Below are 24,250 nucleotides of genomic sequence, written 5' to 3' on the forward strand. Positions count from 1 at the left end.
CATGACAAGCAATCCACTGGAACTTATTAATCAAAGGGTGACTTCAGCAATCGAGGCGGCAGTGCTGGCTGCCGGAATCGTGAGCCGCGAAGAGCTGCCGACCATTACGCTGGAGGTGCCCAAGGACAAGTCACACGGTGATTTGGCTACCAACGCCGCGATGCAGCTCACCCGCATTGCGAAGAAGAACCCACGGCAAATCGCTGAAGATTTGATCGCGAATATGGATTTAGCTTCCGCTTCTATTGAAAGTGCGGAAATCGCTGGACCGGGCTTTATTAACTTTCGCCTGAACAAGAGCTACCTGTATGCAGTCATTGGACAAGTGCAGGAGCAGGGGGCAGATTATGGGCGTATACAGGAAGGTGCAGGCAAAAAGGTACAAATCGAGTTTGTCAGCGCCAATCCGACAGGTAGCCTTCACTTAGGTCATGCACGTGGTGCAGCCGTAGGGGATGCTCTCTGCAACGTGCTTGATTTTGCCGGATACAAAGTAACTCGTGAATACTACATTAATGATGCGGGCAACCAGATTTACAACATGAGCCGCTCTATTGAAGCGCGTTATTTGCAGGAGCTGGGACAGCCTGCGGAGATGCCGGAGGATGGTTACCATGGTGAGGATATCATCGGGTTTGCCAAGGAACTGGTGGCCGAAAAGGGCGATTCTCTGTTGTCCATGGAACCGGGAGATCGCGCTGCTTATTTCCGTGATTACGGTCTGGAAAAGGAACTGAACAAGATCAAGCGCGATCTGGAGCTGTTCCGTGTACCTTTTGACTCTTGGTTCAGCGAAACATCGTTGTATGAAAACGGTGAAGTGCTTAAAGCGCTGAATGAGCTGCGTGACCGTGAGGAGATTTACGAGAAGGACGGAGCTACATGGCTGAATACGACCAAGTACGGCGACGATAAAGACCGTGTCTTGATCAAAAATGACGGTACATACACGTACCTGACCCCGGATATCGCTTACCATCGCGATAAATATGCTCGTGGGTATGACACGATCATCAACATCTGGGGAGCGGATCACCACGGCTACATTCCACGGATGAAGGCAGCAATGGAGGCACTGGGCAATGATCCAGATAAGCTTAAAGTGCTGATTGCCCAAATGGTCAGCTTGTTCCAAAATGGGGAAAAAGTAAAAATGTCCAAACGTACTGGCAAGGCCGTGACGATGGAAGATTTGATGGAAGAAGTGGGTGTAGACGCGATCCGTTACTTCTTTACTATGCGCAGCATGGATTCACACCTGGATTTTGACATGGATTTGGCGATTTCCACCTCCAATGAGAATCCGGTATTCTATGTGCAATATGCGCACGCACGTGCATGCAGCGTATATCGTCAAGCCGAAGAGCAAGGGATTGCTGTGCTGCCGTTGGCAGAAGTTGACTTGTCCAAGCTGACGGCTGAGCATGAATACGATTTGCTACGCAAAATTGGCGAGCTGCCGGAGGAAGTATCGGTGGCGGCTGCAAACTTTGCACCACACCGTATGATTCGCTATGTCTATGAGCTGGCTTCATTGTTCCACAGCTACTATAAAGCAGAGCGCGTCATCACAGAGGATGCCGCTCAAACGCAGGCACGCTTGGCGTTGTTTGGTGCGGTGCGCACGACCATTGCCAACGTACTGAAGCTGGTGGGCGTGTCTGCACCAGAACGTATGTAAGCAAGCAACTTTAACATCATGACCTTGTAGTCATATTTATAATAATAAAAGGAACCGTTCGTATCACCCTCAACAGGGTGGCGCTTCGGTTCCTTTTTATGTTTGATTAGCTTAGTAGCGTTCCAGTACCAAATTCGTTTTCAGAGAATCGGCAGGAACCAGCCATCCTTTGGATTGCAGCAAGTTCATCAGCTTGGTGCGGTTGCTGGCGGCAACACTGTAATCCGAGGTTTTGAAGGAGATTTCGATAATATGATCTGTACCTGATCCGTTTGCGCTGCGAATAGGCCATATTTCAACGTCGGTATCCAATCCCTGAAAGCTACCCTCATATTTACTGACCTGTACAGGACCGCGTACTCTGGAGTTTGCCAAGGATTGTTTGCCCCAGTTGCTGTTTTTCCAGTTTTGCAGCTTGCCCGGAAGATTATCCTGCAATTGTTTTAATGCTTGATCTGGGGAGGGCAGAGCTAATCCTTTGGAGGCGTTTGTTTTTTTATCATTGGAAAAGCTTAGTGTTTGCTTGCTATATCCCCAATCCACCTCAGCCTCATAATTATCATCAGATGCGCTGAACCCTTCTTTATTCGCTTGGGTGAGCGCTGCGTCGATATTTCCGTTTGTGACCGTATAACGCTTTTTGTAGGTTAATTCATAATTTTTTTTGTCCTCTTTTTTGCGAAATCTCACGTTCCAGCCCTCGTCATTTAATTGCAATGAATTTGTATCAAAATACTCGACGCTCAATCGTTGCGCATCGTCGCTAATTTGAAACTCGTCCACGATGCCACTTTTTAATGAGCCATCCGCATTGAGCACCTGAGCCGTATCCAGTAGCAGCTTAACCTCATAGCTTGGTGTGGCATTGGCGGCGGCTTGTACCGGTTCTGCTCCTTTCCATCCTGTTACGAGCAGCACTGCACTCAGAGTTACTACCGACATCAATCTGGTGATACGAAGACCTGTTTTCATTTCATCCTCTCCTGTTCGTCCGAATAGGTTACACGCTACACTTTACGGGTGTATTGTCAGTCGTATGTCAAAGCAAGAGGGTACTCCGGTAAAAAAATTACATAATTTCTATATGACAGGTAAGATTTAATCTTGGTTCCATGATAAATATTCGGTGAATCTGTGAATGAGCGCCGAACGATGGCGGTCTTTGTTGCTGACCATATAGATGTACCGCTCAACAGACTGCCCCGGAATAGGTCTTACAACCAGTAAGCCCCGCTCAACCTCTGACTGTACGGCAATGCGAGAGACAAAGGAGATGTGCTCTCCCAGCATAACCGCCTGTTTGATGGCTTCCAGTGAATCCAACTCCAGATAGGAAGGAAGTCGCCGACTCCCACGCTCCAGCCATTTGTCGGTCACGTGGCGTGTGCTGGAATCCTTGCCATGTAATACGAAGGAGGAAGAAGCGATACGTTCGGGCGTCAGATCGATTTCGGTGGCGAGCGGATGAGTGGGTGAGCAGATGAGCATCAGCTCATCTTCGCCCAAGGATTCGGAGAGTAGCGTTGGGGATTGAAACGGCTCTGCCGAAATGATGCCAAGGTCAATTTCGTGACGAGCGAGCATGTCCTTGATCACGGGCGCTGTTTTCACGGACAAGGCGATGTGAATGCCCGGATGCTCACGGGCAAAGCGGTGCAGCACAGCAGGAAGCAAGTAGGTAGCGGGTACATAGCTTGCGCCAATACGTATACTTCCCCGCTGGAGCGTATCGAACTCGCGGACGACTCGCTCAGCTTCAGCAGCCAGTGCATTAATTTTGGTGGCATAGTGCAGCAACGCATTTCCAGCATCCGTCAGGATGATTTTGCCCATACGTGTGTCAAACAGTTTTACTCCAAATTCACGCTCCAGATTTTTCATATGAAAAGTAACGGTGGGTTGTTTTAGGCCAAGAAGCTCGGCGACCGTAGTAATTTTATGGTGCTTATTCAGCAACTCTACAATATGTAACTTTAAAAGACTTAAGTTCACTTAGAATGCCTCGCTTTCAGGTTAATCAAACAATCATGCCTATTTCTATGGGTGTCAGCATCAATCCCCTCTATATAGATTAAATCTATGAGTGTTAACACAATTCATTGAAATAATTAATTTTGTTTTAACTTTCCAATAACACAAGTTGCGAATTCAAGTTTTACACTGGGGTCAGTCAGAAGAACAGGCAGGTAATGCGATGAATCAGGATCTATATATTCACGGAGTAAGTAAAACCTTCAGCCAAATAACAGCGCTGCATGAGACGAATCTGGTAGTACGACGGGGCAAATTCACAACACTGCTCGGACCATCCGGCTGTGGGAAAACAACGCTCTTGCGCTTGATTGCTGGTCTGGAGACACCGGATACCGGCACAATCACGATGGGAGAGGAGATTCTTTTTTCGGCTGAACGCAAAAAGGATATTCCCGCACATCTTCGCCACTTTGGTATGGTTTTTCAGGATTTCGCTCTGTGGCCGCATATGACGGTGTTTGAAAATGTGGCCTTCGGCCTGCGTGCGGGCAAGCGGGGGAAAGGGTTCGCCAGCGCCCGAGACAAGGAACTGCGGACAGTGGTGCTGGAGGCGCTCGACATGGTCAGATTGTCAGGGATGGAGGATCGGTATCCTCATCAGCTGTCCGGTGGTCAGCAGCAGCGGGTTGCCTTTGCAAGAGCGGTTGCTATCCGGCCTCGACTTGTTTTGTTCGACGAGCCGCTCAGTGCGCTGGATGCAGTGCTACGGGAGGAGATGCGCATTGAGATGCTATCGCTTGTGCGAGATCTGGGGCTGACCGCCCTATATGTCACCCATGATCAGATCGAAGCCATGTCAATGTCTGATGAAGTGGTTGTTATGAAAAATGGACATATTTTGCAGACCGGAACACCAGAGGTGATCTACGGTTCCCCAGCTCATCCAGAGGTGGCGAGGTTTATCGGCAAATCCAACTGGCTGGAGTCGGAACGAACGCTATTTCGTCCTGAACATGTTCGTTGGGAACAGGAGCAAGCGGATCAGCACGCTTTTACAGTAGAGATCCTGCATGTCAGCTATGTCGGCGATCGTTATGAAATCCGTATACTAGCCGAGAACGGCGAGCAATGGACTGCATATCATTCCATCCGCTTGCCCATAGGTCAACAAATGCACATTTGGGTATCACCGCAACACATCCACCAACTTGAAGCATAGGGAAAAGGGGTATATAAGATGATGAATAGGCATGTTTTTCGTACAGGATGGAGAAAAGGGACGATGCTCGCATTAACCTTGACTTTTGGACTCGCTGTGGCGGGTTGCGGAACAGCAACGCCATCCAAGGATGGGGCGCCAGCTAATGGATCAGCAGGACAAGCAGGGGCGGCGTCCACTGATCAGAAGCTGGTGGTCTATAGCGCAGGCCCAGATGGACTGGCGAAAAAGCTGGTAGCAGGGTATGAGGCGCAGAGCGGAGTTAAGGTAGAGTTGTTCCAGGGAACGACAGGAAAAATTTTGGCCCGCATGGAAGCTGAGAAGACGAATCCGGTAGCGGACGTGGTTGTGCTGGCATCGCTTCCGTCTGTACAAGGCTTGAAAAAGGAAGGACTCACGCTGCCTTACCCGGATGCCAAGAACGCAGACAAGCTAAATCCAGACTGGTCCGATAAGGAAGGCAACTACTTCAGTACCAGTGCCTCTGCTCTGGGCATTGCGTATAACACGAAGCTGGTGAAAACACCACCCACTTCATGGGCTGATTTGGCGAAGCCTGAGTACAAGGATCAGGTTAATATTCCCGATCCATCCCTGTCCGGCTCAGCGTTGGATTTTATGACAGGCTATCTGAGCGCCAAGGGCGATGGAGGCTGGACGTTGTTCGAGCAGTACAAGGCTAACGGTGTTGCTATGGCTGGTGCCAATCAGGAAGCGCTGGACCCCGTGATTACCGGAGCTAAAGGTATAGTCGTCGCTGCGGTCGATTACATGACCTACAAGGCTAAAGCCAAAGGCGAGCCGATTGACATCGTCTATCCGACAGAGGGAACAGTCATCAGCCCACGTCCTGCTGCAATCCTCAAGTCAACGCAGCATGAGCAGAATGCCAAGGCATTTATTGACTATCTGTTGTCGGACGACGCACAGAAACTAGTTGCTGATGCCTCCTTACTCCCGGGCCGCACGGATATCAAAGCTGACAAGCGTGCCAATCTGGACGAGATCCCATTGCTGAAGACCAATTGGGAATGGATGGGCGAGCACGGATCAGACGTGACAGAGAAGTTCACGCAAATGTTCAAATAAGCCGATGGGAGGCTTATCCGTTAAACACATCAGAGCCTGGGGTCTGGCGCTGGCTCTGATCGCGCTTCTTTTCCTGATTGTGCTGCCGTTGCTGCAAATCTTTATCCAAAGCGTGTATGTTGATGAAAAATTTCAGTGGGATGCACCTTTTCGAACGTTAGCTGCTTCACCATTTGCGGGAGTGCTATTCAGCTCGATTTGGCTAGGCATCTGTGTGATTGCAGGAACGACGGTACTTGCACTTCCGCTAGCCTGGATCATGTCCAACACTCGTCTTGCACACTGGCGCTGGTTGGATGTCGTGCTGCTGATTCCGTTTATGACCCCGCCCTATATCGGGTCCATGGGCTGGATTCTGTTTATGCAAAAAAACGGATATCTGGAGCAGTTGTTCCCGGGCCTACATTTCTTAACACCGTCCTTCTTCAGCCTTGGTGGAATGGTGATGATCATGAGCCTGCATCTGTTTCCATTCCTGTACCTGCTGCTGCGCGGGGCGCTGGTGAGGATTGGCGGGAGCCTGGAGGAGGCGGGTGCTGTAATGGGCGGCGGCTTTCTGTACAGGTTCCGTCGAATCATTTTACCGCTGCTGCTTTCAGCTTACGGAATGGGTGCGTTGCTCATTTTCGTTAAAACGATTGCCGAGTTTGGCACCCCCGCTACCTTTGGGCGACGTATCGGGTATGAGGTCATGACTTCGGAAATTCACAAATATATTTCCAGCTGGCCCATAGACTTTGGCAAAGCGACTTCAATGGCCTCGGTGCTGTTAACCGCCTGCCTGCTCATGTGGTATGCGCAATCGGTGATCAATCGAAAGTTTACGTACAGGCTGGTAGGTGGTAAAGGTTCGCGTCCGTCCCGTCTCCGTATATCAGGCTGGACTACGGGGCTGAGTGTTGCATTCATTCTATTGTTGCTCATTGCGTCCATTGGCATTCCTTATTTTTCAATTCTTTCAGCCTCGACGATGAAGTTGAGAGGAATGGGGCTTGCCTGGGGTAATTTGACGCTGGACTCTTACAAGGAACTGCTGTCCTGGGGCTCAGAGAGCATGGAGGCGCTCCTGAACAGCGTATTTCTCTCTTTGGGCGCATCGACGCTTGCTGTGGTGCTGGGCACTTGGTTTGCGCTTGTCATTGGCGGCTCACGCACAAGAATCCAACGGACGGTTGATGCATTTAGCTTGCTTCCGAATACGGTGCCGGGAATTATTATGGTGGTCGGCCTGATTTTATGGTGGAACTCACCATGGATGCCGATCCCGTTGTATAACACATACGGCATGGTCATTCTGACGTATGTTATCTTGTTTGTTCCTTATACGGTGCAGTATGTCAAAAGCGCCTTTACACAGGTAGACACCGGCCTTTTTCAGGCGGGACAGGTATTTGGCGGGCGACCGTCTTATATATTCCGCCGGATTGTATTGCCGCTGATTGTACCGGGAATGCTCGCTGGTTGGATGATGACATTTACCATCGCTTCACGCGAATTGGTAGGATCGTTGCTGATTTTGCCGCCATCCGTCCAGACGTCAGCAACCTACATATTTGCACAATTTGAGCAGGGACAGGTGTCACTTGGGATGGCGATGGCCGTCATAACGGTCGGAATGACCACACTGCTGCTGATCTTAATGGAAAGCTTAAACTCGCAAAGAAAGTGGAAATGATCATGACCAAGCTTAGGATTTGGGGAGGAGCGGGCGAACATGGCCGCTCCTGCTATGTTTTTGAAGGAAAGCAGCATCGCGTCATGTTGGATTGTGGTGTGAAAAAGGAAGGAACCGGACAATATCCGGTTTTTCCGCCGCAAAATGCGGAGGGACTGACCACTGTATTGCTGTCTCATGCACATGAGGATCATTCCATGGCACTCCCCTTACTGTACAAGTATGGATACCAGGGGGAGGTCTGGACGACCAAGGCCACTGCTGAGCAGTTAGGCTCCTATTTTCGCTCCTGGCATACTTATGTTGAATCGAGAGGAGCAGAACTGCCATACGACGAACAGGATATCCAATCTATTGCTTATCGCTATCTAGAAGATGAGGCGCCAGCAGGAGAGTGGCTTGAGGCTTGTCCGGATGTGAGAATCATGTGGGGACGCAGTGGACATTTGGCTGGTGCAGTGTGGTATGTGGTAGAGATGGAAGGGAAGCGGTTGTTTTTTTCTGGAGATTACAGCCGCGAATCTGAGCTTCTTGCTGCCGATGCGCCAGACTTGGGTGTTGGAGAGGGGCTGCATGACCTGCCTGAATGGAAGTCAGAGCCCAATCTAGCGGACATATCCATTATGGACAATGCCTATGGCATGGATATAGACCCGCAGCCTGTTAAGCTGGAGCGGCTGAGGGTCGAGATGAAGCGGATATTATGGTCTGGTGGTCATGTGTTGTTGCCGGTGCCTGCTTTTGGCAGAGGACAGGACTTGATCGTGTGGGCCAGCGAGCAATTCCCTGAACAGGCAATGATTGTAGAGCACGACATATGGCAGGGATTGAAACAGTTAAACCGCTGGAAAGAATGGCTGCGTTCGGAAGCTCCAGCGCGAATAAAACAGGTGCTAAACAGTGACAGGATCTTCGTGCCTCGTGATGCTGCGGAACGAGTGAGTCTGCTGGAACAGAACCCAACGGCTATTATCATAACAAGAGACGGCATGATGGATTCCCCACAGGCGCGCTGGTACTATCAGTATCTATCGGATAACCGCAACATGGGGGAGGGTAATGATAGCGGAGAAAGAATTAGCAACAGTGTTATATTGACCGGGCATGCTCCACATGGTTCTTTTGGCAAACATCTGTTGGAACGTGCGGATGAAAATAACAACTGTGTAGCTCGGCATTTAATTTATAAGGTGCATCAGGGATTATCAGACGTGCGGCAAATGTTGAAGGAGTTGCCTAGCAAACAGGTTGTACTCGTTCATGCGCCAAAGCTGCAGACCGACCTAGTACGAGATGAGTTGATAAGAGAAGGGAATAGTAGGTATGAAGGTCCTGCCAGAGAAGTTCATTCTCTGGAGCCGGGAGCCATACTGGAGGTTTAGCATCACAACATGATTCACTTTGTGCCCTCCTGCATCAATCGAAAGGCATCGACTTCTCCAAGTTTGGTGGAGATAGAGCTACGTCCAGCGCTTTTACGAAGGCGTAGCGGTGTGGCGGTACGCTTAAGCAGCGCTTTGATTTCTCCAGGCTCCAGTTCCGGTCTCAGAGAAAGGAGAAGTGCGATGCTTCCGGTCACATGGGAAGTAGCCATAGAGGTACCGCTCATTTCGTGATGTTTGCCATGGATCCAGGAGGATGTGATCTTTTCGCCAGGTGCGTACACGTCTACAAATTGTCCTCGGTTGCTGAAAGGTGCAATGCGTCTGTATTTGTCAGTAGCCCCCACTGAAATCGTCTGGGAATAGCGGGCTGGATAGTCAATACTTCGGCGCTTGCCCTCATTTCCCGAGGACGCTACAATCACGATGCCGTTATGATATGCTTTATTCACCATATCAAGCAGTGCCTTGCTGCGCGACTTCATACCAAAGCTCATATTGATGATATCGACACGATTTAATACACACCAGTCGATACCAAGGATGATATCGGAGACGTAGGCGGCTCCATTATGATCAAATGCTTTTACGGGATGAATTAAAGCCCGTGGTGCTACACCGACCATACCTTCGTCATAGTTGGACGCCGCGATAGTTCCAGCAATATGAGTACCATGGCCGTTATCGTCATAGGGTAACATGGTTCGGTTAAGTAAATTAATACCTCTGGCGAGAGAATGACGAAGATCAGGATGTTGAAAATCCGCTCCTGTGTCGATCACACCGATTCTGACCCGATTCCCTGTCGAGGAAGGCCAAGCCTTGTATGCACGTACCTGTTTGACTCCCCATGGCATGGAAAGGTTCTTTTCTGCTTTTGGTATATGAGCAGTTTCAGCGTGGACCTTCATGCGGGTATCTTCTTCAACGGTGACACCGTTGTGATATTTGCCCAGCCTGTCTCCCCCTGAAAGCGGAGCGATTAAAGCACGGATTAGTCGGGCCGGTTGTACTTGCCGTAATCCCGCAAGCTCGGGTTTCAGCTTCCTGAGATAGGACAGGCATTCCCGATATTGTTGAGGCTTATCGAACGTGATGATCTGTTTGTTCCGTCCACTGCCGGACGGCTCCGAAATACCCTCATGCAAACGCTGCAAAAAATCCGGATAGTCCATTTGAGACGGTCCCCCTCCGATGAGCCATGCTGAGGTATTGTATGAGCAAGCGTCAGCTGCGGCATGGGAAACTTGCCCCTTTTTTTGGGAAATAGGCCTGCTTGTCGTGTCAAAGTGGCCGTGGACACATACGATACATGGAGGGCATAAGCTCTTGTGCAACAACTTTGGGGGGTTCTCCCGGAGCGGGTACAGTCGAAGACGGGGGGGACCCCGTCTTTTTACGTGTGCCGTCTTGTTTAGAGGGATATTCCTGGAAATTATGACGATACCCATCTTTAACTTGCAATTTGCTTCCAAATAGGTTTTACTTAGTTTTGATAATGGATATGTTAGTATTGCATGTATCGTGTATGCTCTGAAACATGTTCTTGTGAATTACGTGTGAGAGGAAGTGTCCCTAGGTGAGTACCCCACTCAACTTGAAGATTGACCCGGAGAAAGTCCACGAGACTCCAATGGTGGACTTGGCATTTATGGTATTGAAAGCAGCCAATACTCCGTATTATTACCGTGACCTGATGAAGGAAGTCGCCAAATTGCGCGGCTTGTCCGACGAAGAAATTAATGACGTTATTGCTCAGCTATATACTGAAATCAACATTGACGGGCGTTTTGCCTGTGTCGGTACGAATCTGTGGGGCTTGAAACGTTGGTATCCGGTAGATAAATCCGAAGATGCTCTGACAGGCGCCAAACGTCCTCGTATTATTAACGACGAAGACGATGATGATGAAGATGACTATCATGAGGAAGAAGAAACATACAACTCTGATGACGACTTCGATGCAGATAGCGAAGACGAGGATGGCGAAGACGAGCTGTTCGACGGAGAAGAAGATGATGATAGTGATGAAGACGTGGTTATAGACGATGAAGACCTCAGTGATGAGGAAGATTCAGAAGATGAAAATGACGATGAGTCGACGGAAGACGACGATTCGCTTCGTTAGGAACAGGCTGCAAGGGGAGATGCGTTCTCCCCTTTTTCATGACCGTTTTCTTGAAAACCTCTTCTGATTTAAAGCTTTCAGGTGGATTCTCTCCAATCTGGTTCAATGGACAAATTAACACAGATAACTTCCTTGACAGCGGATTGGACACGGGGTAAACTATTGCTTGGGCTTATGATTGATTCACTTATATGTTTGCTTTTTGTATAAAAGTGCCCCGTACTACGGGAGTGCTTTTTTGTTTTTTATAGGGGTGTTTTCACTCATGAAAGAGGGCTAAGGGCGGCGGACATGGAAAATGATTCCGCTGCCTTCTTCATGGATGATAATCCGTACAAACGGGTTACGATAACATCATAATGTCGCCTGAATTTTGCATCTTATCTAGGAGGGTTTTGAACAGTGACAAAGTATATTTTTGTGACAGGCGGGGTTGTGTCTTCCTTGGGCAAAGGGATTACGGCAGCTTCACTGGGGAGGCTTTTGAAGAACAGGGGACTGAAGGTAACGATTCAAAAATTTGATCCTTACCTGAATGTCGATCCGGGTACGATGAGTCCTTACCAGCACGGTGAAGTGTTTGTAACGGATGATGGTGCGGAAACGGACCTTGACTTGGGACACTATGAGCGCTTTATTGATATTAATCTGTCCAAGAACAGCAATGTCACAACAGGCAAGGTATATTCCAGCGTAATCAGCAAAGAGCGTCGCGGAGAATATTTGGGCGGTACGGTACAGGTTATCCCTCATATTACGAACGAAATCAAGGAGCGCGTGTACCGTGCAGGCCGTGAAGCGGGTTCGGACGTAATTATTACAGAAATCGGCGGTACTGTGGGCGATATTGAAAGCTTGCCATTTTTGGAAGCTATTCGTCAGCTCAAAAGCGAAGTTGGGCGCGAGAATGTGATGTACATTCACGTAACGCTCATTCCTTATATTAAAGCTGCTGGTGAAGTTAAAACCAAACCAACTCAGCACAGTGTAAAAGAATTGCGCAGTATCGGTATCCAACCGAATGTCATTGTTTGCCGTACAGAGCATGAACTGTCCTCCGATATGAAGGCTAAAATTGCATTGTTCTGCGATATTGATGCGAATGCAGTGGTAGAATGCCGCGATGCTTCAACCCTCTACGAGGTTCCGTTGAACCTGCGTGAAGAAGGCTTGGACGAAATCGTAGTCAACCATCTCAAGCTGACAACACCTGCACCAGATATGACCGAATGGGAAGGGTTAGTTGATCGAATCAGCAAGCTGGATAAAACGGTTGAGATTGCTATTGTTGGTAAATATGTTGCATTACATGATGCGTATTTAAGTGTGGTTGAATCACTTTCCCACGCTGGATTTGATGCGAATGCAGACGTGAAAATCCGTTGGGTGAACGCTGAAGAAGTGACGGACGAGAACGTAGCTGACATGCTGGGCGGCATTGGCGGCATTCTCGTACCGGGTGGCTTCGGCGATCGCGGAATTGAAGGCAAAATTAGTACCATCCGTTATGCACGGGAGCAAAAAATTCCGTTCTTCGGCATTTGTCTGGGTATGCAGGTATCTGTCATTGAGGTTGCCCGTTCCCTGGCTGGTCTCGAAGGAGCCAACAGCTCGGAAATTAACCCGGCTACGGATTATCCTGTCATTGACTTGCTTCCTGACCAAAAAGACATCGAAGATTTGGGCGGTACGATGCGTCTTGGCTTGTATCCATGCAAACTGGCGGAAGGTTCCCTGGCTTCGGCTTGCTACAACGACGAGCTGGTGTACGAAAGACACCGTCATCGGTACGAATTCAATAACGAATATCGTGAAGTTATTGAAAAAGCCGGTCTTCGCATTTCCGGTACTTCACCGGATGGGCGCTTGGTGGAAATTGTGGAGCTCCCTGAGCATCCGTGGTTCCTGGCGGTACAGTTCCATCCAGAATTTACTTCCCGTCCGAATCGTCCACAGCCTTTGTTCCGTGAATTTGTAAAGGCAGCATTGCAGCTTCAAGGTTAATGCTACGGCTTGAAAGACCTCCTCAGGGAGGTCTTTTTTTATCCCATGCTTCCTGATTATGAAAGAATATTCCACAATTATGTATTAGAGAAGGATTTTCTTTTTGCAGGAGCGAATATAGTTTTAGGTATGGGACGGATATTGTACGTCATCGGACGCTGTTATGGCAATAGCTGCATGATCCTCGTTTTAAGATCTTAGGAGGTTAAAACATTGGAAAAGAAGAAAGTATTAATCGTCGATGACCAGAATGGAATACGGATTTTACTGATGGAAGTGTTCGGAAGTGAGGGTTATGAGACCTTTCAGGCGGCGAACGGGAAAATTGCACTTGAAATTGTTGAGAAGGAACCGCCTGATCTGGTTCTGTTCGATATGAAAATTCCAGGTATGGACGGACTCGAAATTCTGAAGCATCTAAAAACCATGAATCCTGATATCAAGGTTATTATGATGACAGCATATGGAGAGCTGGACATGATTAAAGAGGCGACGGAACTAGGTGCGCTAATGCATTTTACCAAGCCCTTTGATATTGACGAAATGCGGATTGCTGTGAACAAACAACTCAGAGGTGACTAGGTGAGTCACTGTGGTTGAGAACTCTGTTAACACAACAGGGTTTTTTGTTTGTGATTATGGGAAATACTGAAAGTAAATCCTCTCCTTATACAATTCTATGGAAAAACGGCGTCCTGGGCGTGATTTTTGTATGTGTTGATATGCAAAAGCTTGTTTAGTATTTAACATGGGTTGTGGTATAATAAGCCCGTATGTGATGTCGGCTAAAATATAGACAAACCCAAACACCTTTAGGAGGACTGTAACCATGCCATTGGTATCTATGAAAGACATGTTGAACAAAGCACTCGAAGGAAAATATGCAGTAGGTCAATACAACATTAATAACCTGGAGTGGACTCAAGCTATTTTGGGCGCTGCTGAAGAAGAAAAATCCCCAGTAATCTTGGGCGTTTCTGAAGGCGCAGCACGTCACATGGGCGGATTCTACACTGTAGTTAAAATGGTAGAAGGTCTTATTCATGACATGAAAATCACCGTTCCGGTTGCGATCCATTTGGACCACGGTTCCAGCTTTGAAAAATGTAAAGAAGCTATCGACGCTGGTTTCACATCCGTTATGATTGACGATTCCCACAGCCCGATCGATACAAACATTGCTACAACGAAAAAAGTGGTTGAATATGCTCATTCCAAAGGCGTTTCTGTTGAAGCTGAAGTTGGAATGGTTGGCGGTCAAGAGGATGATGTTGTCGGCGACGTAATGTACGCTAAGTTGGACGACTGTCTGCGTATCGTTAACGAAACGGGTATCGATACACTGGCACCTGCACTGGGTTCCGTACACGGACCTTACAAAGGCGAGCCAAACCTTGGATTCAAAGAAATGGAAGAGATCTGTAATGCAATCAAACTTCCACTCGTTCTGCACGGTGGTACTGGTATCCCAACACATGACATTAAAAAAGCAATCTCCCTGGGAACTTCCAAAATCAATGTAAACACTGAGAACCAAATCGTATTTGCGAAAGTGGTTCGTGAAGTGCTTGCTGAGAAACCGGATGCTTATGACCCACGTACATTCATCGCTCCAGGTCGTGAAGCGATTAAACAAACCGTTATCGGTAAAATTCGTGAGTTCGGTTCCAACAACAAAGCGTAATAATGAATCAACCTGGTCGTGCGTCTGCACAGGCTAGATGTATTTCTTAGTTGTAGCTGTAATTCTGCTGCACAAAATATTTAATTCTGTACAGTTGAATAGTTTGGTATGGAAAGCACACCGCTTAGCCGGTGTCTTTCCATTTTCACCACTAAAAAAGTTAAAAGTTTATGATTTGAGATTATTGTTTGACCGACTGCAAAACACGTAGGGGGACCCTCAAGCTTATGGAAAAATTGATGATCACCGGTGGACGGCCGCTTCAAGGTACAGTTTCCATCAGCGGTGCCAAAAACAGTGCCATCGCCTTGATTCCCGCAGCCATTCTGGCAGAGTCGGAAGTCATTTTGGACAATTTGCCACTGTTGAGTGATGTGGCGGTGTATTCCGAAATACTGGAGGAACTTGGTGCAACGGTTACCTGGGAAGGTAGCCAGATGAAAATAGATCCTTCCTCTATTAAATCCATTCCTATGCCGAATGGGCCTGTTAAGAAATTACGAGCCTCTTATTATATGATGGGAGCCATGCTGGGCAGATTCAAGGAAGCGATCATCGGTTTGCCAGGAGGGTGCAATTTCGAACCCCGGCCCATTGATCAGCATATCAAAGGTTTCGAAGCGCTGGGTGCCACGGTAACGAACGAGCACGGCGCTATTCATTTGCACGCCAAAGAACTGCGCGGAACCAAGATTTATTTGGATGTTAGCAGCGTAGGCGCTACCATTAATATTATGCTGGCGGCTGCACGTGCCAAAGGCGCCACAATTATCGAAAATGCGGCTAAAGAGCCTGAGATTATAGATGTAGCAACCCTTTTAAACTCGATGGGGGCCATTATTAAAGGTGCCGGTACGGAAACGATTCGAATTGAAGGTGTGTCGGAGCTGCATGGCTGCCGTCATTCCATCATACCTGACCGTATACAAGCGGGCACATATATGATTGCTGCTGCGGCAACCCGTGGAAATGTATTGATTGACAACGTAATCCCCAAACATATGGAGGCTCTCACTGCAAAAATGCAGGAAATGGGCATTGGCATTGAGGAATATGATGAAAGTATTCGCGTACTGGGTGCACCTTCCTATGAACATGTCGACGTTAAAGCCTTGATATACCCCGGATTCGCCACAGACTTACAATCTCCCATGACTAGCTTGCTTACCCAAGCGCAGGGTGTCAGTGTATTGAGCGATTTTGTGTACAGCAATCGTTTTAAGCACGTCCCTGAGCTGGTGCGTATGGGGGCTAAAATTCGCGTAGAGGGTCGGTCTGCCATTATAGAGGGTGGTCAGCTGAATGCAGCTAAAGTAAAAGCGGCAGATCTGCGCGCTGGAGCGGCCCTTGTCATTGCTGGACTTACAGTAAGCGAAGGCGTAACCGAGGTGACGGGTGTTGAGTACATTGACCGTGGTTATGATCACCTTGTCTCCAACCTGCGTCTTTTGGGCGCGGATGTATGGCGGCAAACTGAATAATTAAACCATGCAGTTTTTTCGAACTCCGTGAACGAAAGCAATAGAACGGGCAACACCTATGCAGCCGCTGCTTGATACAAGATTGTGGTTCATACCTAACAATCTTTTATCGGAAAACCGGAATAATTCGGTATAATTCAGGCAGATGGCTGCATAACTTTATTTGTTTTGGTTAAAATTATGTTAATGGTGTTTATGATATCATTGTCTATCATTTAGATGTATGAATGGACTTAATAATTGAATAGGTGGTTATTATATGGATCTGCAAATTTCCGATCTGGAAGAAATGAAGCTGACCGACCTGTACAAGCTGGCCAAGCAATACCAGATCCCGTACTACGGAACGCTCAAAAAGAAAGAATTAATTTTCGCCATCCTGCGTGCACAAGCTGAGAAGAGCGGATTGATGTTTATGCAGGGGGTTCTGGAAATACTTCCTGAAGGTTACGGCTTTCTGAGGCCGATCAATTATCTCCCGAGTACCGAAGATATTTACATCTCTGCTTCACAAATCCGCAAGTTTGACTTGAGAACAGGCGATCTTGTTTCCGGTAAATGCCGAACGCCAAAAGAAAATGAACGATATTTTGGATTGCTTCAAGTTAACGCCGTCAATGGAAGAAGTCCTGAGCAAGCTGCTGAGCGGCTACATTTTCCTGCACTGACTCCACTGTATCCGCAAACCAAATTAGTCCTTGAAACTTCCCCCAACCATTTGTCTACGAGAATTATGGATGTACTGGCCCCTGTCGGACTTGGACAGCGCGGACTCATTGTAGCACCTCCCAAAGCTGGGAAGACGCTTCTCCTCAAAGAAATTGCCAATAGCATTTCTACCAACAATCCCGAGATCGAGCTTTTTGTCTTGTTGATTGATGAACGCCCCGAAGAAGTGACCGACATGCAGCGTTCTGTAAAAGGTGAAGTTGTGGCCTCTACATTTGACGAACTTCCTGAAAATCACATCAAAGTGGCAGAACTCGTGTTGGAGCGTGCGCTGCGTCTCGTAGAACATAAAAAGGATGTTGTCATCCTGCTGGATAGCATCACACGTTTGGCTCGTGCGTACAATCTCGTTATTCCTCCTTCTGGTCGTACTTTGAGCGGGGGTATTGATCCGGCGGCATTTCACCGTCCAAAACGATTTTTTGGTGCGGCTCGGAATGTGGAGGAAGGCGGTAGCTTGACGATTCTTGCTACAGCGCTGATTGATACAGGATCACGCATGGATGATATCATTTATGAAGAGTTTAAAGGTACAGGCAACATGGAGTTGCATTTGGACCGCAAGTTGGCAGAACGTCGTATCTTTCCTGCGATTGATATTCGTCGTTCCGGCACACGTCGTGAGGAAGTGTTGTTGAATAAGGAAGAATTAGATACCATCTGGGCCATTCGTAAAAATATGACGGAAAGCCATGATTTTGTGGAAGGCTTCCTCAAAAAGCTGCGTAATAGCAAAACCAACGCTGAATTTTTGGCTTCGTTTGACTCGACGGCACCTTCTTCCGGTGGCTCGCAAAGCAGCTCTGGTGGCCAACAACGGAGAACTGCGCGTTCTACCACATCGTCAGTTCCAGCCACAACCAACTAAAACCCATTTATGTATTTTATCTGTTCCGTAAGTGCGCAGTCGTTATCATTCATTTTCTTAATGGCGACGGCTTAACGGAGCGAAAGGAGCTCCATAATGTATTTGGTGTATGCCGACGAAAAAGGCAATGTATATGATCATGCTTCTTTGTATGGGCTTGCCCGTAGTGCAGACATGATTGTTGAAATCATGGAGGATGAGCTTATTCCGTTACCGGAAGGAGCTACATTGGTAAGCCTGCCCAGCACTCGCCCGGTCGGTATGAACCCTGAAACAGGGGAAATGGTTTCTCTTCCCGGAGATATGCAAGCGGTAGGGGCTTTATTGCCGCAAGGTTTTACACGCTTGTGCCTGCCGGGATATGTGAAGACCGATAAGGAGTACAAACTTCCCTTGTTCGGTTATTCGGCTGTAGTTTGGAAAGACGGGGCATTTTATGTAACGGCAGAGCAGAGTGACAGTCCATCCAAGTGGAATCCAGAAAACTGTGACCGTCATCAAGTTAAATTGGGTGTGCAGCGGATGACGGAGCAATATCCCGAAAACCGGCTGTACCAACATTTGTCTAACTGTGCGCTGGGCTACGAATGTCTTACTTCCTCGAACACATTCCTGAATCGCTGGGAAGGAGGAGTTCCGGTATCTTATTCTTGTAATGCGGGTTGCTTTGGGTGTATATCTGAACAGCCGGATGACAGTGGTTTCGTATCTCCGCAGACAAGAATGAACTTCCGTCCCCGTGTCGAAGAAATTGTAGAAGTTATGCTGGAACATTTGAAGACACCGGAGTCCATCATTAGTTTTGGTCAAGGTTGCGAAGGCGAGCCTTCCACACAAGCCAAACTGATTATTGATTCGATCAAAGAGGTGCGTTCCATTACCGATATGGGATACATCAATATCAATACGAATGCGGGATTGAGCGATCATATCCGAGGAATCGTGGATGCGGGTCTTGATCTGATGCGCGTTAGTACCATTAGTGCACTGGACGATCATTACAATGCGTATTACAAGCCGCGCGGTTACACGTTGGCTAATGTGGAAAAATCACTTCGTTATGCTTCTGAGCGGGGAGTGTATACGTCGATTAACTATTTGATTTTTCCGGGTGTAACTGACCGAGAGGAAGAAATTGAGGCAATGATTGAATTTGCCAAACGTACTAAGCTCAAGCTGATTCAAATGCGTAATTTGAATATTGATCCTGAAAGCTATCTGGAGTTGATTCCACCTGCTCAAGGTGAGATCCTTGGCATGAAGCAAATGCTTGAGATTTATCGTGAGGAACTGCCTGATGTAGTCATCGGTTCTTACACTCATGTACCGCCGCAAGGGCAGGCACGTCCCAAATTTGCCAAGGCCTAAAACGGTCACACAGCAACTGAAATACACCTGTTTTACGCTGTTTCTGAATGTAGAAAAGAGTTGTTGAAACGCTCATATTCAAGTGCTATAATGTGAACATGTGTTCATACAACTCTGGACTGATAGGACGTTCAGGGCGGAAAGAGGTGAAAGTTCAATGCAACAAGCTATTCAACCAACATTTAACGTAACTACTGTCACTTGTGCTTGCGGAAATTCGTTTGAAACTGGTTCTGTGAAAGGATCTCTGCGTGTGGAGATTTGCTCCGCCTGCCACCCGTTCTTCACTGGCAAGCAGAAATTTATTGATGCTGGTGGACGCGTGGATCGTTTCAAAAAGAAATACGGTATCTAATGGATTACCGCAAGTTATAAAGTTATTAGAGCCTTCTGCGACTGCAGAGGGCTCTTTTTGTAATAATGTGTATTTGCTTTTTATGCGGCCTTAAGATATACTTATTTTCACCGTGCTAGATGGGGAGGTAGCGGTGCCCTGTAACTCGCAATCCGCTATAGCGAGGTTGAATTCCTGTTAGAGGTGTTGCTGATGTGAGGCTGGTCCCTGCGCACAATGTTGACGGCTGGGTCCTCCGCAATGAGTACTTGTGAACCTGGTCAGGTCCGGAAGGAAGCAGCCATAAGCAAGCCCACTCTTGTGCCGGAGGGTTGCCTAGCCCGAGTTGTTGTTCAGGATTGCCGCTCGGATCACAACGATCAATAACAGGTGCACGGTATATATTAGTAATTAGAACATCTTGGCAATCATTGCGAAGATGTTTTTTTGTGTTTTATAAATTGGAAGGTGTCTGGTTTAGATTCGGACGGGAGTATAGTATAATGAAGTGACCATGATTGGTCATGAAAGTGAATGGGAAAGAGGGTAACGCGCATTGGAACATATAGCGTTGTACCGTGCTTGGCGGCCGCAGGCTTTCAAAGACATGGTAGGACAACAGCATATTATCCAGACATTGCAGAATGCTATCCGCGAAAATCGCACGTCCCATGCCTACCTGTTCAGCGGTCCACGAGGAACAGGTAAGACGAGTGCGGCCAAAATTTTGGCCAAGGCAATCAACTGTGAGCATGGACCTGCGCCGGAACCTTGCAACGAATGCGAAGCCTGTAAACGGATCACGGCCGGAGCGGTCATGGATGTACAGGAGATTGATGCAGCCTCCAACCGGGGCGTTGAAGAGATTCGTGATTTGCGCGATAAAGTCAAATATGCGCCCACAGAAGTGCGGCACAAGGTTTATATCATTGATGAAGTGCACATGCTGACGACGGAAGCGTTCAATGCGCTGCTCAAGACGCTGGAAGAGCCGCCGCCACACGTGATGTTCATATTGGCTACGACTGAACCACATCGGATTCCGGCGACAATTATTTCACGTTGCCAGCGGTTTGACTTCCGCCGGGTATCGCTGGAAGAACAGACAGAGCGGCTTGACCTGATATGTCAACAGGAGAACATACAGGCTGATTCGGATGCACTGCAGTACATTGCGCGTCTTTCAGATGGCGGGATGCGAGATGCGGTTAGCGTTTTGGATCAGATATCCTCGTTTACAGATGGTCGGGTTACTTATCAGCAGGTGCTGGACATGACGGGAGGTATTGCGTCCGAGCAATTCGGTAAGCTTGCCTTAGCATTGCTGAAAGAAGATGTGGGAACGGTGCTCCAAATGATCGAGAACTTTATGCAGGAAGGTAAAAGTGCAGATAAGTGCATGGAGAATCTTCTGTACTATTTCCGAGATCTACTAATGATCAAGATGGTGCCTCAGGCGACCAAAATGACGGAGCGGGTGCTGGATCCAGAGCGATTTAAGGAAGTGGCAGATGCTTTTACCAAGGAGCAACTCTTTGCAATGATTGACACCCTTAATCGTTATCAGAGCGAGATGAAATATGCCGTTCAGCCCCAAACCTTGTTTGAGGTAGCTCTATTGAAGCTATGTAGTATTCCGGGGGAAGCAGGAGCTGTTGCTCAGCCGACCGTACAACGCTCTGGCGCTGCAGCTGATCAGGAAGATGTGGTTATGTTGAAGCGCCAGCTTGCTGAGCTGGAAAAGAAACTGGAGCGCGCGCTGCAAGGTGGATTGGGCGCTGGAGCGGGACAGGAAGCATCGTCGGGTGGTCGTCAGGCTTCCGGGGGGCGTGCCCCTGCTCCGCGGATTTCAGCGCCAGCCAAACTCCCTTCTCAGCTGGATCGCTATATCGCTGAGAAGTCGAGCGAAGCATTCGCAGCAGCGGGGCGTAAGTGGAGTCAGATTTTGCAAGGGGTAAAAGAGGCGAAAGTTACGGTTCATGCCTGGTTTATGGACGGTGAGCCAGTTTCTGTGTTAGAGGACAGTGTACTGGTCGCATTTAAGAACAATATTCATCGTGAAACTACCGAAAAGCCTGCCAATAAGCAGGTCATCGAGAAGGTATTGCATGAGCAGTTGGGTCATCCTTATCGTTTAGTAACGATGATGCAAAAGGATTGGAATGCTGCGATTGAAGGAGTTTCCGACCAGCCCGCCGAAGAATTGCAACTGGAGCAGGAGCATGATGCGCCGGGAAAGTCCAAGGAGCCCTGGATTGATGAAGCTATTCAGCTTTTCGGGGAAGATCTGGTAGTCATTAAAGATTAAAGCAAGTGTCTAGATGTATACTTCATTAAAGGAGATGATTGAAATGAACAATATGAACCAAATGATGAAGCAAGTAAAAAAAATGCAGGAACAAATGCTGAAAGCCCAAGAGGAACTTGGCGGAAAAGTAATCGAAGGAACTTCTGGCGGCGGTGTTGTGACTGTGGAGGTAAATGGACATAAAAAAGTGTTGTCCATCACGATCAAACCGGAAGCAGTAGATCCTGATGATGTAGAAATGTTGCAAGATCTTGTGCTGACTGCAGTCAATGATGCTTTGTCCAAAGCAGATGAACTGGCTAATGATGATATGGGTAAATTTACAGGCGGCATGAAAATTCCGGGCTTGTTCTAGTCTGCTGCATAAAGGAGAAACACGCTATTGTATTATCCGGAGCCGATTGCAAAGCTAATTGACGCTTTTACGCGCCTGCCGGGAGTAGGGCCAAAGACGGCTGCCCGGTTGGCTTTTCACGTACTGAAAATGAAGGAAGACGATGTGATTGACTTTGCCAAGGCGCTGGTCAATGTGAAACGTAATCTGCACTTCTGTTCAGTCTGCGGCAACATTACGGACACGGACCCTTGTCGGATCTGTCAGGATAAGACTAGGGATACTTCCGTCATTTGTGTTGTTCAGGATTCCAAGGATTTGGTGGCTATGGAGCGCACTAAGGAGTTTAATGGTTTTTACCATGTGCTTCACGGGGCGATATCTCCTATGGAGGGAATTGGTCCTGAGGATATTAAACTCAAGGAATTGCTGAACAGGCTCAGTGATGAACGCGTCAAGGAGCTGATTTTAGCTACGAACCCGAATATTGAAGGAGAGGCCACGGCCATGTACATTTCTCGGCTAGTGCGTCCTTTTGAAATCAAGGTTACTCGTATCGCTCACGGATTGCCAGTGGGTGGAGATTTGGAGTATGCCGACGAGGTTACCCTGTCCAAAGCATTGGAAGGCCGTAGAGAGCTCAATTAATAGGTGTATTTATAAGTTATAAATAGGGAGTCTGAAATGTCCTTTAGGCATTCTTGACTCACTTGGGGGAGCCGCTACGGCTCCTTTTTTTATTTGCGGCGATAGATGGCGGTATAGATCGTTCCTGGTTCTAAGTTTGTCCTTTGTTCAATAAGTATGAATAAGGTAGTCTTGCAGACTGTGCACATAATTCAGCTTGTGAGGAGGATGAACGGATGTGGGAACGGATGAAACAAAATTTCCGTCGTCAGGAGAATGGCAAATCAGAAGCGGAGTATCGCCAAGAGTTGTTTGCCCAGATTCGGGCTTCGCATGCGGAATGGTTAAGAGCGCATCGTTTATTTCATGAAGCTACGGGTAAGGATGAGATCGACTACGCTATATTTGTTCTAGAAGCTGCAGAACGTAAATATCAGATACATTTAAAAAGCGCGAAGCAACAAGGCCTACATCGTTTCCATCTACCTGCAGATGAACCTGGGTATGCCAATGATACGGATCGTGTTCACAAACGGAGAGCTGAATGAAAGGGGCGGTCTGGCTTGTTCTGATTGCCTGTGTCGGAATGTTGCTATTTCTAATCTTAAAAAAACGTTTGGGTATCGGCTGGCTTGTAGTTTTCGGTGCGCATATGGGCCTGGCAGCCATCGCATTGTATGTTATCAATTATTCAGGGTGGATCACACAGGTGTACATCCCGATTAATCCAGTGACAATGGGGGCGGTAACGGTATTGGGTTTGCCTGGAATTGTTCTTTTACTGGGATTGAAAATAATATTATTCGGACAGGCCTTATGAAAACTTAAATGTTATTGTTTCCATTTTTAAAATATAGTTGACGGCGAATTCAAAAGTGTGATACATTAATTCTCGGCTCTTAAAGCCCGGGAATTTTTTTATGAGAACAACATTTGAATGAAATTAAAATAATTTCAAAAAAGTGTTGACTTAAATCCCGAATGTGTGTTATATTAATCAAGTCGCCGCTGAGATGCGGTGGTGAAACAAAGTAAGACATATGCAGGTTTGATCTTTGAAAACTGAACAACGAGTGAGTAAAACGATTTTGTTCGCAAAATCAAACAAGAGATATTTTATCTCGTCAGTTTCAAAATGAGCTTATCGCTCTTTCTATAAACCGGCTTCGGTTGGTCTTTAATGGAGAGTTTGATCCTGGCTCAGGACGAACGCTGGCGGCGTGCCTAATACATGCAAGTCGAGCGGGATTCATTAGAAGCTTGCTTCTAATGAATCTAGCGGCGGACGGGTGAGTAACACGTAGGCAACCTGCCCACAAGACAGGGATAACTACCGGAAACGGTAGCTAATACCCGATACATCCT

The 24,250-nt window shown here is 47.6% G+C and carries 21 protein-coding genes, 1 rRNA gene and 1 other RNA gene; 20 read left to right on the forward strand and 3 right to left on the reverse strand.

Annotated elements, in window-relative coordinates; all coding sequences use genetic code 11:
• The first annotated feature begins 1 nt into the window (after position 1).
• Entirely contained in the window at positions 2-1,681 is a 1,680-nt protein-coding gene (gene argS, locus AC5ELV_RS25385) for an arginine--tRNA ligase (RefSeq protein WP_493432333.1), read from the forward strand.
• Positions 1,682-1,792: 111 nt separating this feature from the next.
• Here the strand turns inward: argS and AC5ELV_RS25390 are convergent, their stop codons facing one another.
• Both AC5ELV_RS25390 and AC5ELV_RS25395 read right to left on the reverse strand, forming a co-directional pair.
• Entirely contained in the window at positions 1,793-2,653 is an 861-nt protein-coding gene (locus AC5ELV_RS25390) for a hypothetical protein (protein ID WP_493432334.1), read from the reverse strand.
• Between the two features lie 126 nt (positions 2,654-2,779).
• On the reverse strand, positions 2,780-3,673 hold the full coding sequence (locus tag AC5ELV_RS25395; protein WP_493432335.1) for a LysR family transcriptional regulator: 894 nt from the start codon (positions 3,671-3,673) through the stop codon (positions 2,780-2,782).
• Between the two features lie 202 nt (positions 3,674-3,875).
• On the opposite strand from AC5ELV_RS25395, the gene AC5ELV_RS25400 reads away from it, so the two are divergent.
• The 4 genes from AC5ELV_RS25400 to AC5ELV_RS25415 are packed head-to-tail and all read left to right on the forward strand — an operon-like array spanning position 3,876 to position 9,020.
• Positions 3,876-4,874, forward strand: a complete 999-nt coding sequence (locus AC5ELV_RS25400) for an ABC transporter ATP-binding protein (RefSeq protein ID WP_493432336.1) — start codon at positions 3,876-3,878, stop codon at positions 4,872-4,874.
• A gap of 18 nt (positions 4,875-4,892) precedes the next feature.
• Entirely contained in the window at positions 4,893-5,963 is a 1,071-nt protein-coding gene (locus tag AC5ELV_RS25405) for an ABC transporter substrate-binding protein (protein WP_493432337.1), read from the forward strand.
• 4 nt (positions 5,964-5,967) lie between these two features.
• Positions 5,968-7,638, forward strand: coding sequence for an ABC transporter permease (locus AC5ELV_RS25410; protein ID WP_493432338.1), 1,671 nt, complete (start codon positions 5,968-5,970; stop codon positions 7,636-7,638).
• Complete coding sequence (locus AC5ELV_RS25415) at positions 7,635-9,020, forward strand: MBL fold metallo-hydrolase (RefSeq protein ID WP_493432339.1); 1,386 nt, start codon at positions 7,635-7,637, stop codon at positions 9,018-9,020. Before AC5ELV_RS25410 ends, AC5ELV_RS25415 begins: the two co-directional genes overlap by 4 nt.
• 14 nt (positions 9,021-9,034) lie before the next feature.
• Here the strand turns inward: AC5ELV_RS25415 and AC5ELV_RS25420 are convergent, their stop codons facing one another.
• A complete protein-coding gene (locus AC5ELV_RS25420; RefSeq protein WP_493432340.1) occupies positions 9,035-10,195 on the reverse strand; it encodes a S8 family peptidase in 1,161 nt (386 codons plus the stop codon).
• Positions 10,196-10,599: 404 nt separating this feature from the next.
• On the opposite strand from AC5ELV_RS25420, the gene rpoE reads away from it, so the two are divergent.
• From rpoE to AC5ELV_RS25495, 15 genes are all read left to right on the forward strand, one after another.
• Positions 10,600-11,148 carry a DNA-directed RNA polymerase subunit delta gene (gene rpoE / locus AC5ELV_RS25425; protein ID WP_250241689.1) on the forward strand — a complete coding sequence of 183 codons (549 nt, stop codon included), beginning with the start codon at positions 10,600-10,602 and terminating at the stop codon, positions 11,146-11,148.
• A 402-nt stretch (positions 11,149-11,550) separates the two neighbouring features.
• Positions 11,551-13,152, forward strand: a complete 1,602-nt coding sequence (pyrG, locus tag AC5ELV_RS25430) for a CTP synthase (protein ID WP_028542570.1) — start codon at positions 11,551-11,553, stop codon at positions 13,150-13,152.
• Between the two features lie 213 nt (positions 13,153-13,365).
• On the forward strand, positions 13,366-13,734 hold the full coding sequence (locus AC5ELV_RS25435; protein ID WP_493432341.1) for a response regulator: 369 nt from the start codon (positions 13,366-13,368) through the stop codon (positions 13,732-13,734).
• 247 nt (positions 13,735-13,981) lie between these two features.
• Positions 13,982-14,836: a class II fructose-1,6-bisphosphate aldolase gene (gene fba, locus AC5ELV_RS25440; RefSeq protein ID WP_013308219.1), complete on the forward strand. Its 855-nt coding sequence runs from the start codon at positions 13,982-13,984 to the stop codon at positions 14,834-14,836.
• A 227-nt stretch (positions 14,837-15,063) separates the two neighbouring features.
• A complete protein-coding gene (gene murA, locus AC5ELV_RS25445; protein ID WP_013308220.1) occupies positions 15,064-16,317 on the forward strand; it encodes a UDP-N-acetylglucosamine 1-carboxyvinyltransferase in 1,254 nt (417 codons plus the stop codon).
• 259 nt (positions 16,318-16,576) lie between these two features.
• Complete coding sequence (gene rho / locus AC5ELV_RS25450) at positions 16,577-17,914, forward strand: transcription termination factor Rho (RefSeq protein ID WP_493432342.1); 1,338 nt, start codon at positions 16,577-16,579, stop codon at positions 17,912-17,914.
• A gap of 96 nt (positions 17,915-18,010) precedes the next feature.
• Positions 18,011-19,282, forward strand: coding sequence for a radical SAM family protein (locus tag AC5ELV_RS25455; RefSeq protein WP_493432343.1), 1,272 nt, complete (start codon positions 18,011-18,013; stop codon positions 19,280-19,282).
• A 157-nt stretch (positions 19,283-19,439) separates the two neighbouring features.
• Positions 19,440-19,637, forward strand: coding sequence for a 50S ribosomal protein L31 (rpmE, locus tag AC5ELV_RS25460; protein ID WP_013308223.1), 198 nt, complete (start codon positions 19,440-19,442; stop codon positions 19,635-19,637).
• 110 nt (positions 19,638-19,747) lie between these two features.
• Positions 19,748-20,014, forward strand: an RNA gene (gene ffs, locus AC5ELV_RS25465) — signal recognition particle sRNA large type.
• 158 nt (positions 20,015-20,172) lie between these two features.
• Positions 20,173-21,924, forward strand: a complete 1,752-nt coding sequence (gene dnaX, locus AC5ELV_RS25470; RefSeq protein ID WP_493432344.1) for a DNA polymerase III subunit gamma/tau — start codon at positions 20,173-20,175, stop codon at positions 21,922-21,924.
• Between the two features lie 43 nt (positions 21,925-21,967).
• Positions 21,968-22,279, forward strand: a complete 312-nt coding sequence (locus AC5ELV_RS25475) for a YbaB/EbfC family nucleoid-associated protein (protein WP_013308226.1) — start codon at positions 21,968-21,970, stop codon at positions 22,277-22,279.
• Positions 22,280-22,306: 27 nt separating this feature from the next.
• Positions 22,307-22,906, forward strand: coding sequence for a recombination mediator RecR (recR, locus tag AC5ELV_RS25480; protein ID WP_013308227.1), 600 nt, complete (start codon positions 22,307-22,309; stop codon positions 22,904-22,906).
• A 215-nt stretch (positions 22,907-23,121) separates the two neighbouring features.
• The gene (locus AC5ELV_RS25485; RefSeq protein ID WP_025676300.1) at positions 23,122-23,433 is read left to right on the forward strand and encodes a DUF2508 family protein; all 312 of its coding nucleotides are present in this window, start codon (positions 23,122-23,124) and stop codon (positions 23,431-23,433) included.
• Positions 23,430-23,705 carry a pro-sigmaK processing inhibitor BofA family protein gene (locus AC5ELV_RS25490; RefSeq protein ID WP_493432345.1) on the forward strand — a complete coding sequence of 92 codons (276 nt, stop codon included), beginning with the start codon at positions 23,430-23,432 and terminating at the stop codon, positions 23,703-23,705. The genes AC5ELV_RS25485 and AC5ELV_RS25490 overlap by 4 nt, the downstream gene beginning before the upstream one ends.
• Positions 23,706-24,062: 357 nt before the next feature.
• A 16S ribosomal RNA gene (locus AC5ELV_RS25495) occupies positions 24,063-24,250 on the forward strand; the annotation flags it as partial.

This window comes from Paenibacillus sp. NMA1017 (assembly GCF_058895805.1).

Coding starts and splice junctions, on each gene's coding strand:
- argS (WP_493432333.1), top strand. CDS start 2: ATGACAAGCAATCCACTGGAACTTATTAATCAAAGGGTGACTTCAGCA.
- AC5ELV_RS25390 (WP_493432334.1), bottom strand. CDS start 2,653: ATGAAAACAGGTCTTCGTATCACCAGATTGATGTCGGTAGTAACTCTG.
- AC5ELV_RS25400 (WP_493432336.1), top strand. CDS start 3,876: ATGAATCAGGATCTATATATTCACGGAGTAAGTAAAACCTTCAGCCAA.
- AC5ELV_RS25405 (WP_493432337.1), top strand. CDS start 4,893: ATGATGAATAGGCATGTTTTTCGTACAGGATGGAGAAAAGGGACGATG.
- AC5ELV_RS25410 (WP_493432338.1), top strand. CDS start 5,968: ATGGGAGGCTTATCCGTTAAACACATCAGAGCCTGGGGTCTGGCGCTG.
- AC5ELV_RS25415 (WP_493432339.1), top strand. CDS start 7,635: ATGATCATGACCAAGCTTAGGATTTGGGGAGGAGCGGGCGAACATGGC.
- AC5ELV_RS25420 (WP_493432340.1), bottom strand. CDS start 10,195: ATGGACTATCCGGATTTTTTGCAGCGTTTGCATGAGGGTATTTCGGAG.
- fba (WP_013308219.1), top strand. CDS start 13,982: ATGCCATTGGTATCTATGAAAGACATGTTGAACAAAGCACTCGAAGGA.
- murA (WP_013308220.1), top strand. CDS start 15,064: ATGGAAAAATTGATGATCACCGGTGGACGGCCGCTTCAAGGTACAGTT.
- rho (WP_493432342.1), top strand. CDS start 16,577: ATGGATCTGCAAATTTCCGATCTGGAAGAAATGAAGCTGACCGACCTG.
- AC5ELV_RS25455 (WP_493432343.1), top strand. CDS start 18,011: ATGTATTTGGTGTATGCCGACGAAAAAGGCAATGTATATGATCATGCT.
- rpmE (WP_013308223.1), top strand. CDS start 19,440: ATGCAACAAGCTATTCAACCAACATTTAACGTAACTACTGTCACTTGT.
- AC5ELV_RS25475 (WP_013308226.1), top strand. CDS start 21,968: ATGAACAATATGAACCAAATGATGAAGCAAGTAAAAAAAATGCAGGAA.
- AC5ELV_RS25485 (WP_025676300.1), top strand. CDS start 23,122: ATGTGGGAACGGATGAAACAAAATTTCCGTCGTCAGGAGAATGGCAAA.
- AC5ELV_RS25490 (WP_493432345.1), top strand. CDS start 23,430: ATGAAAGGGGCGGTCTGGCTTGTTCTGATTGCCTGTGTCGGAATGTTG.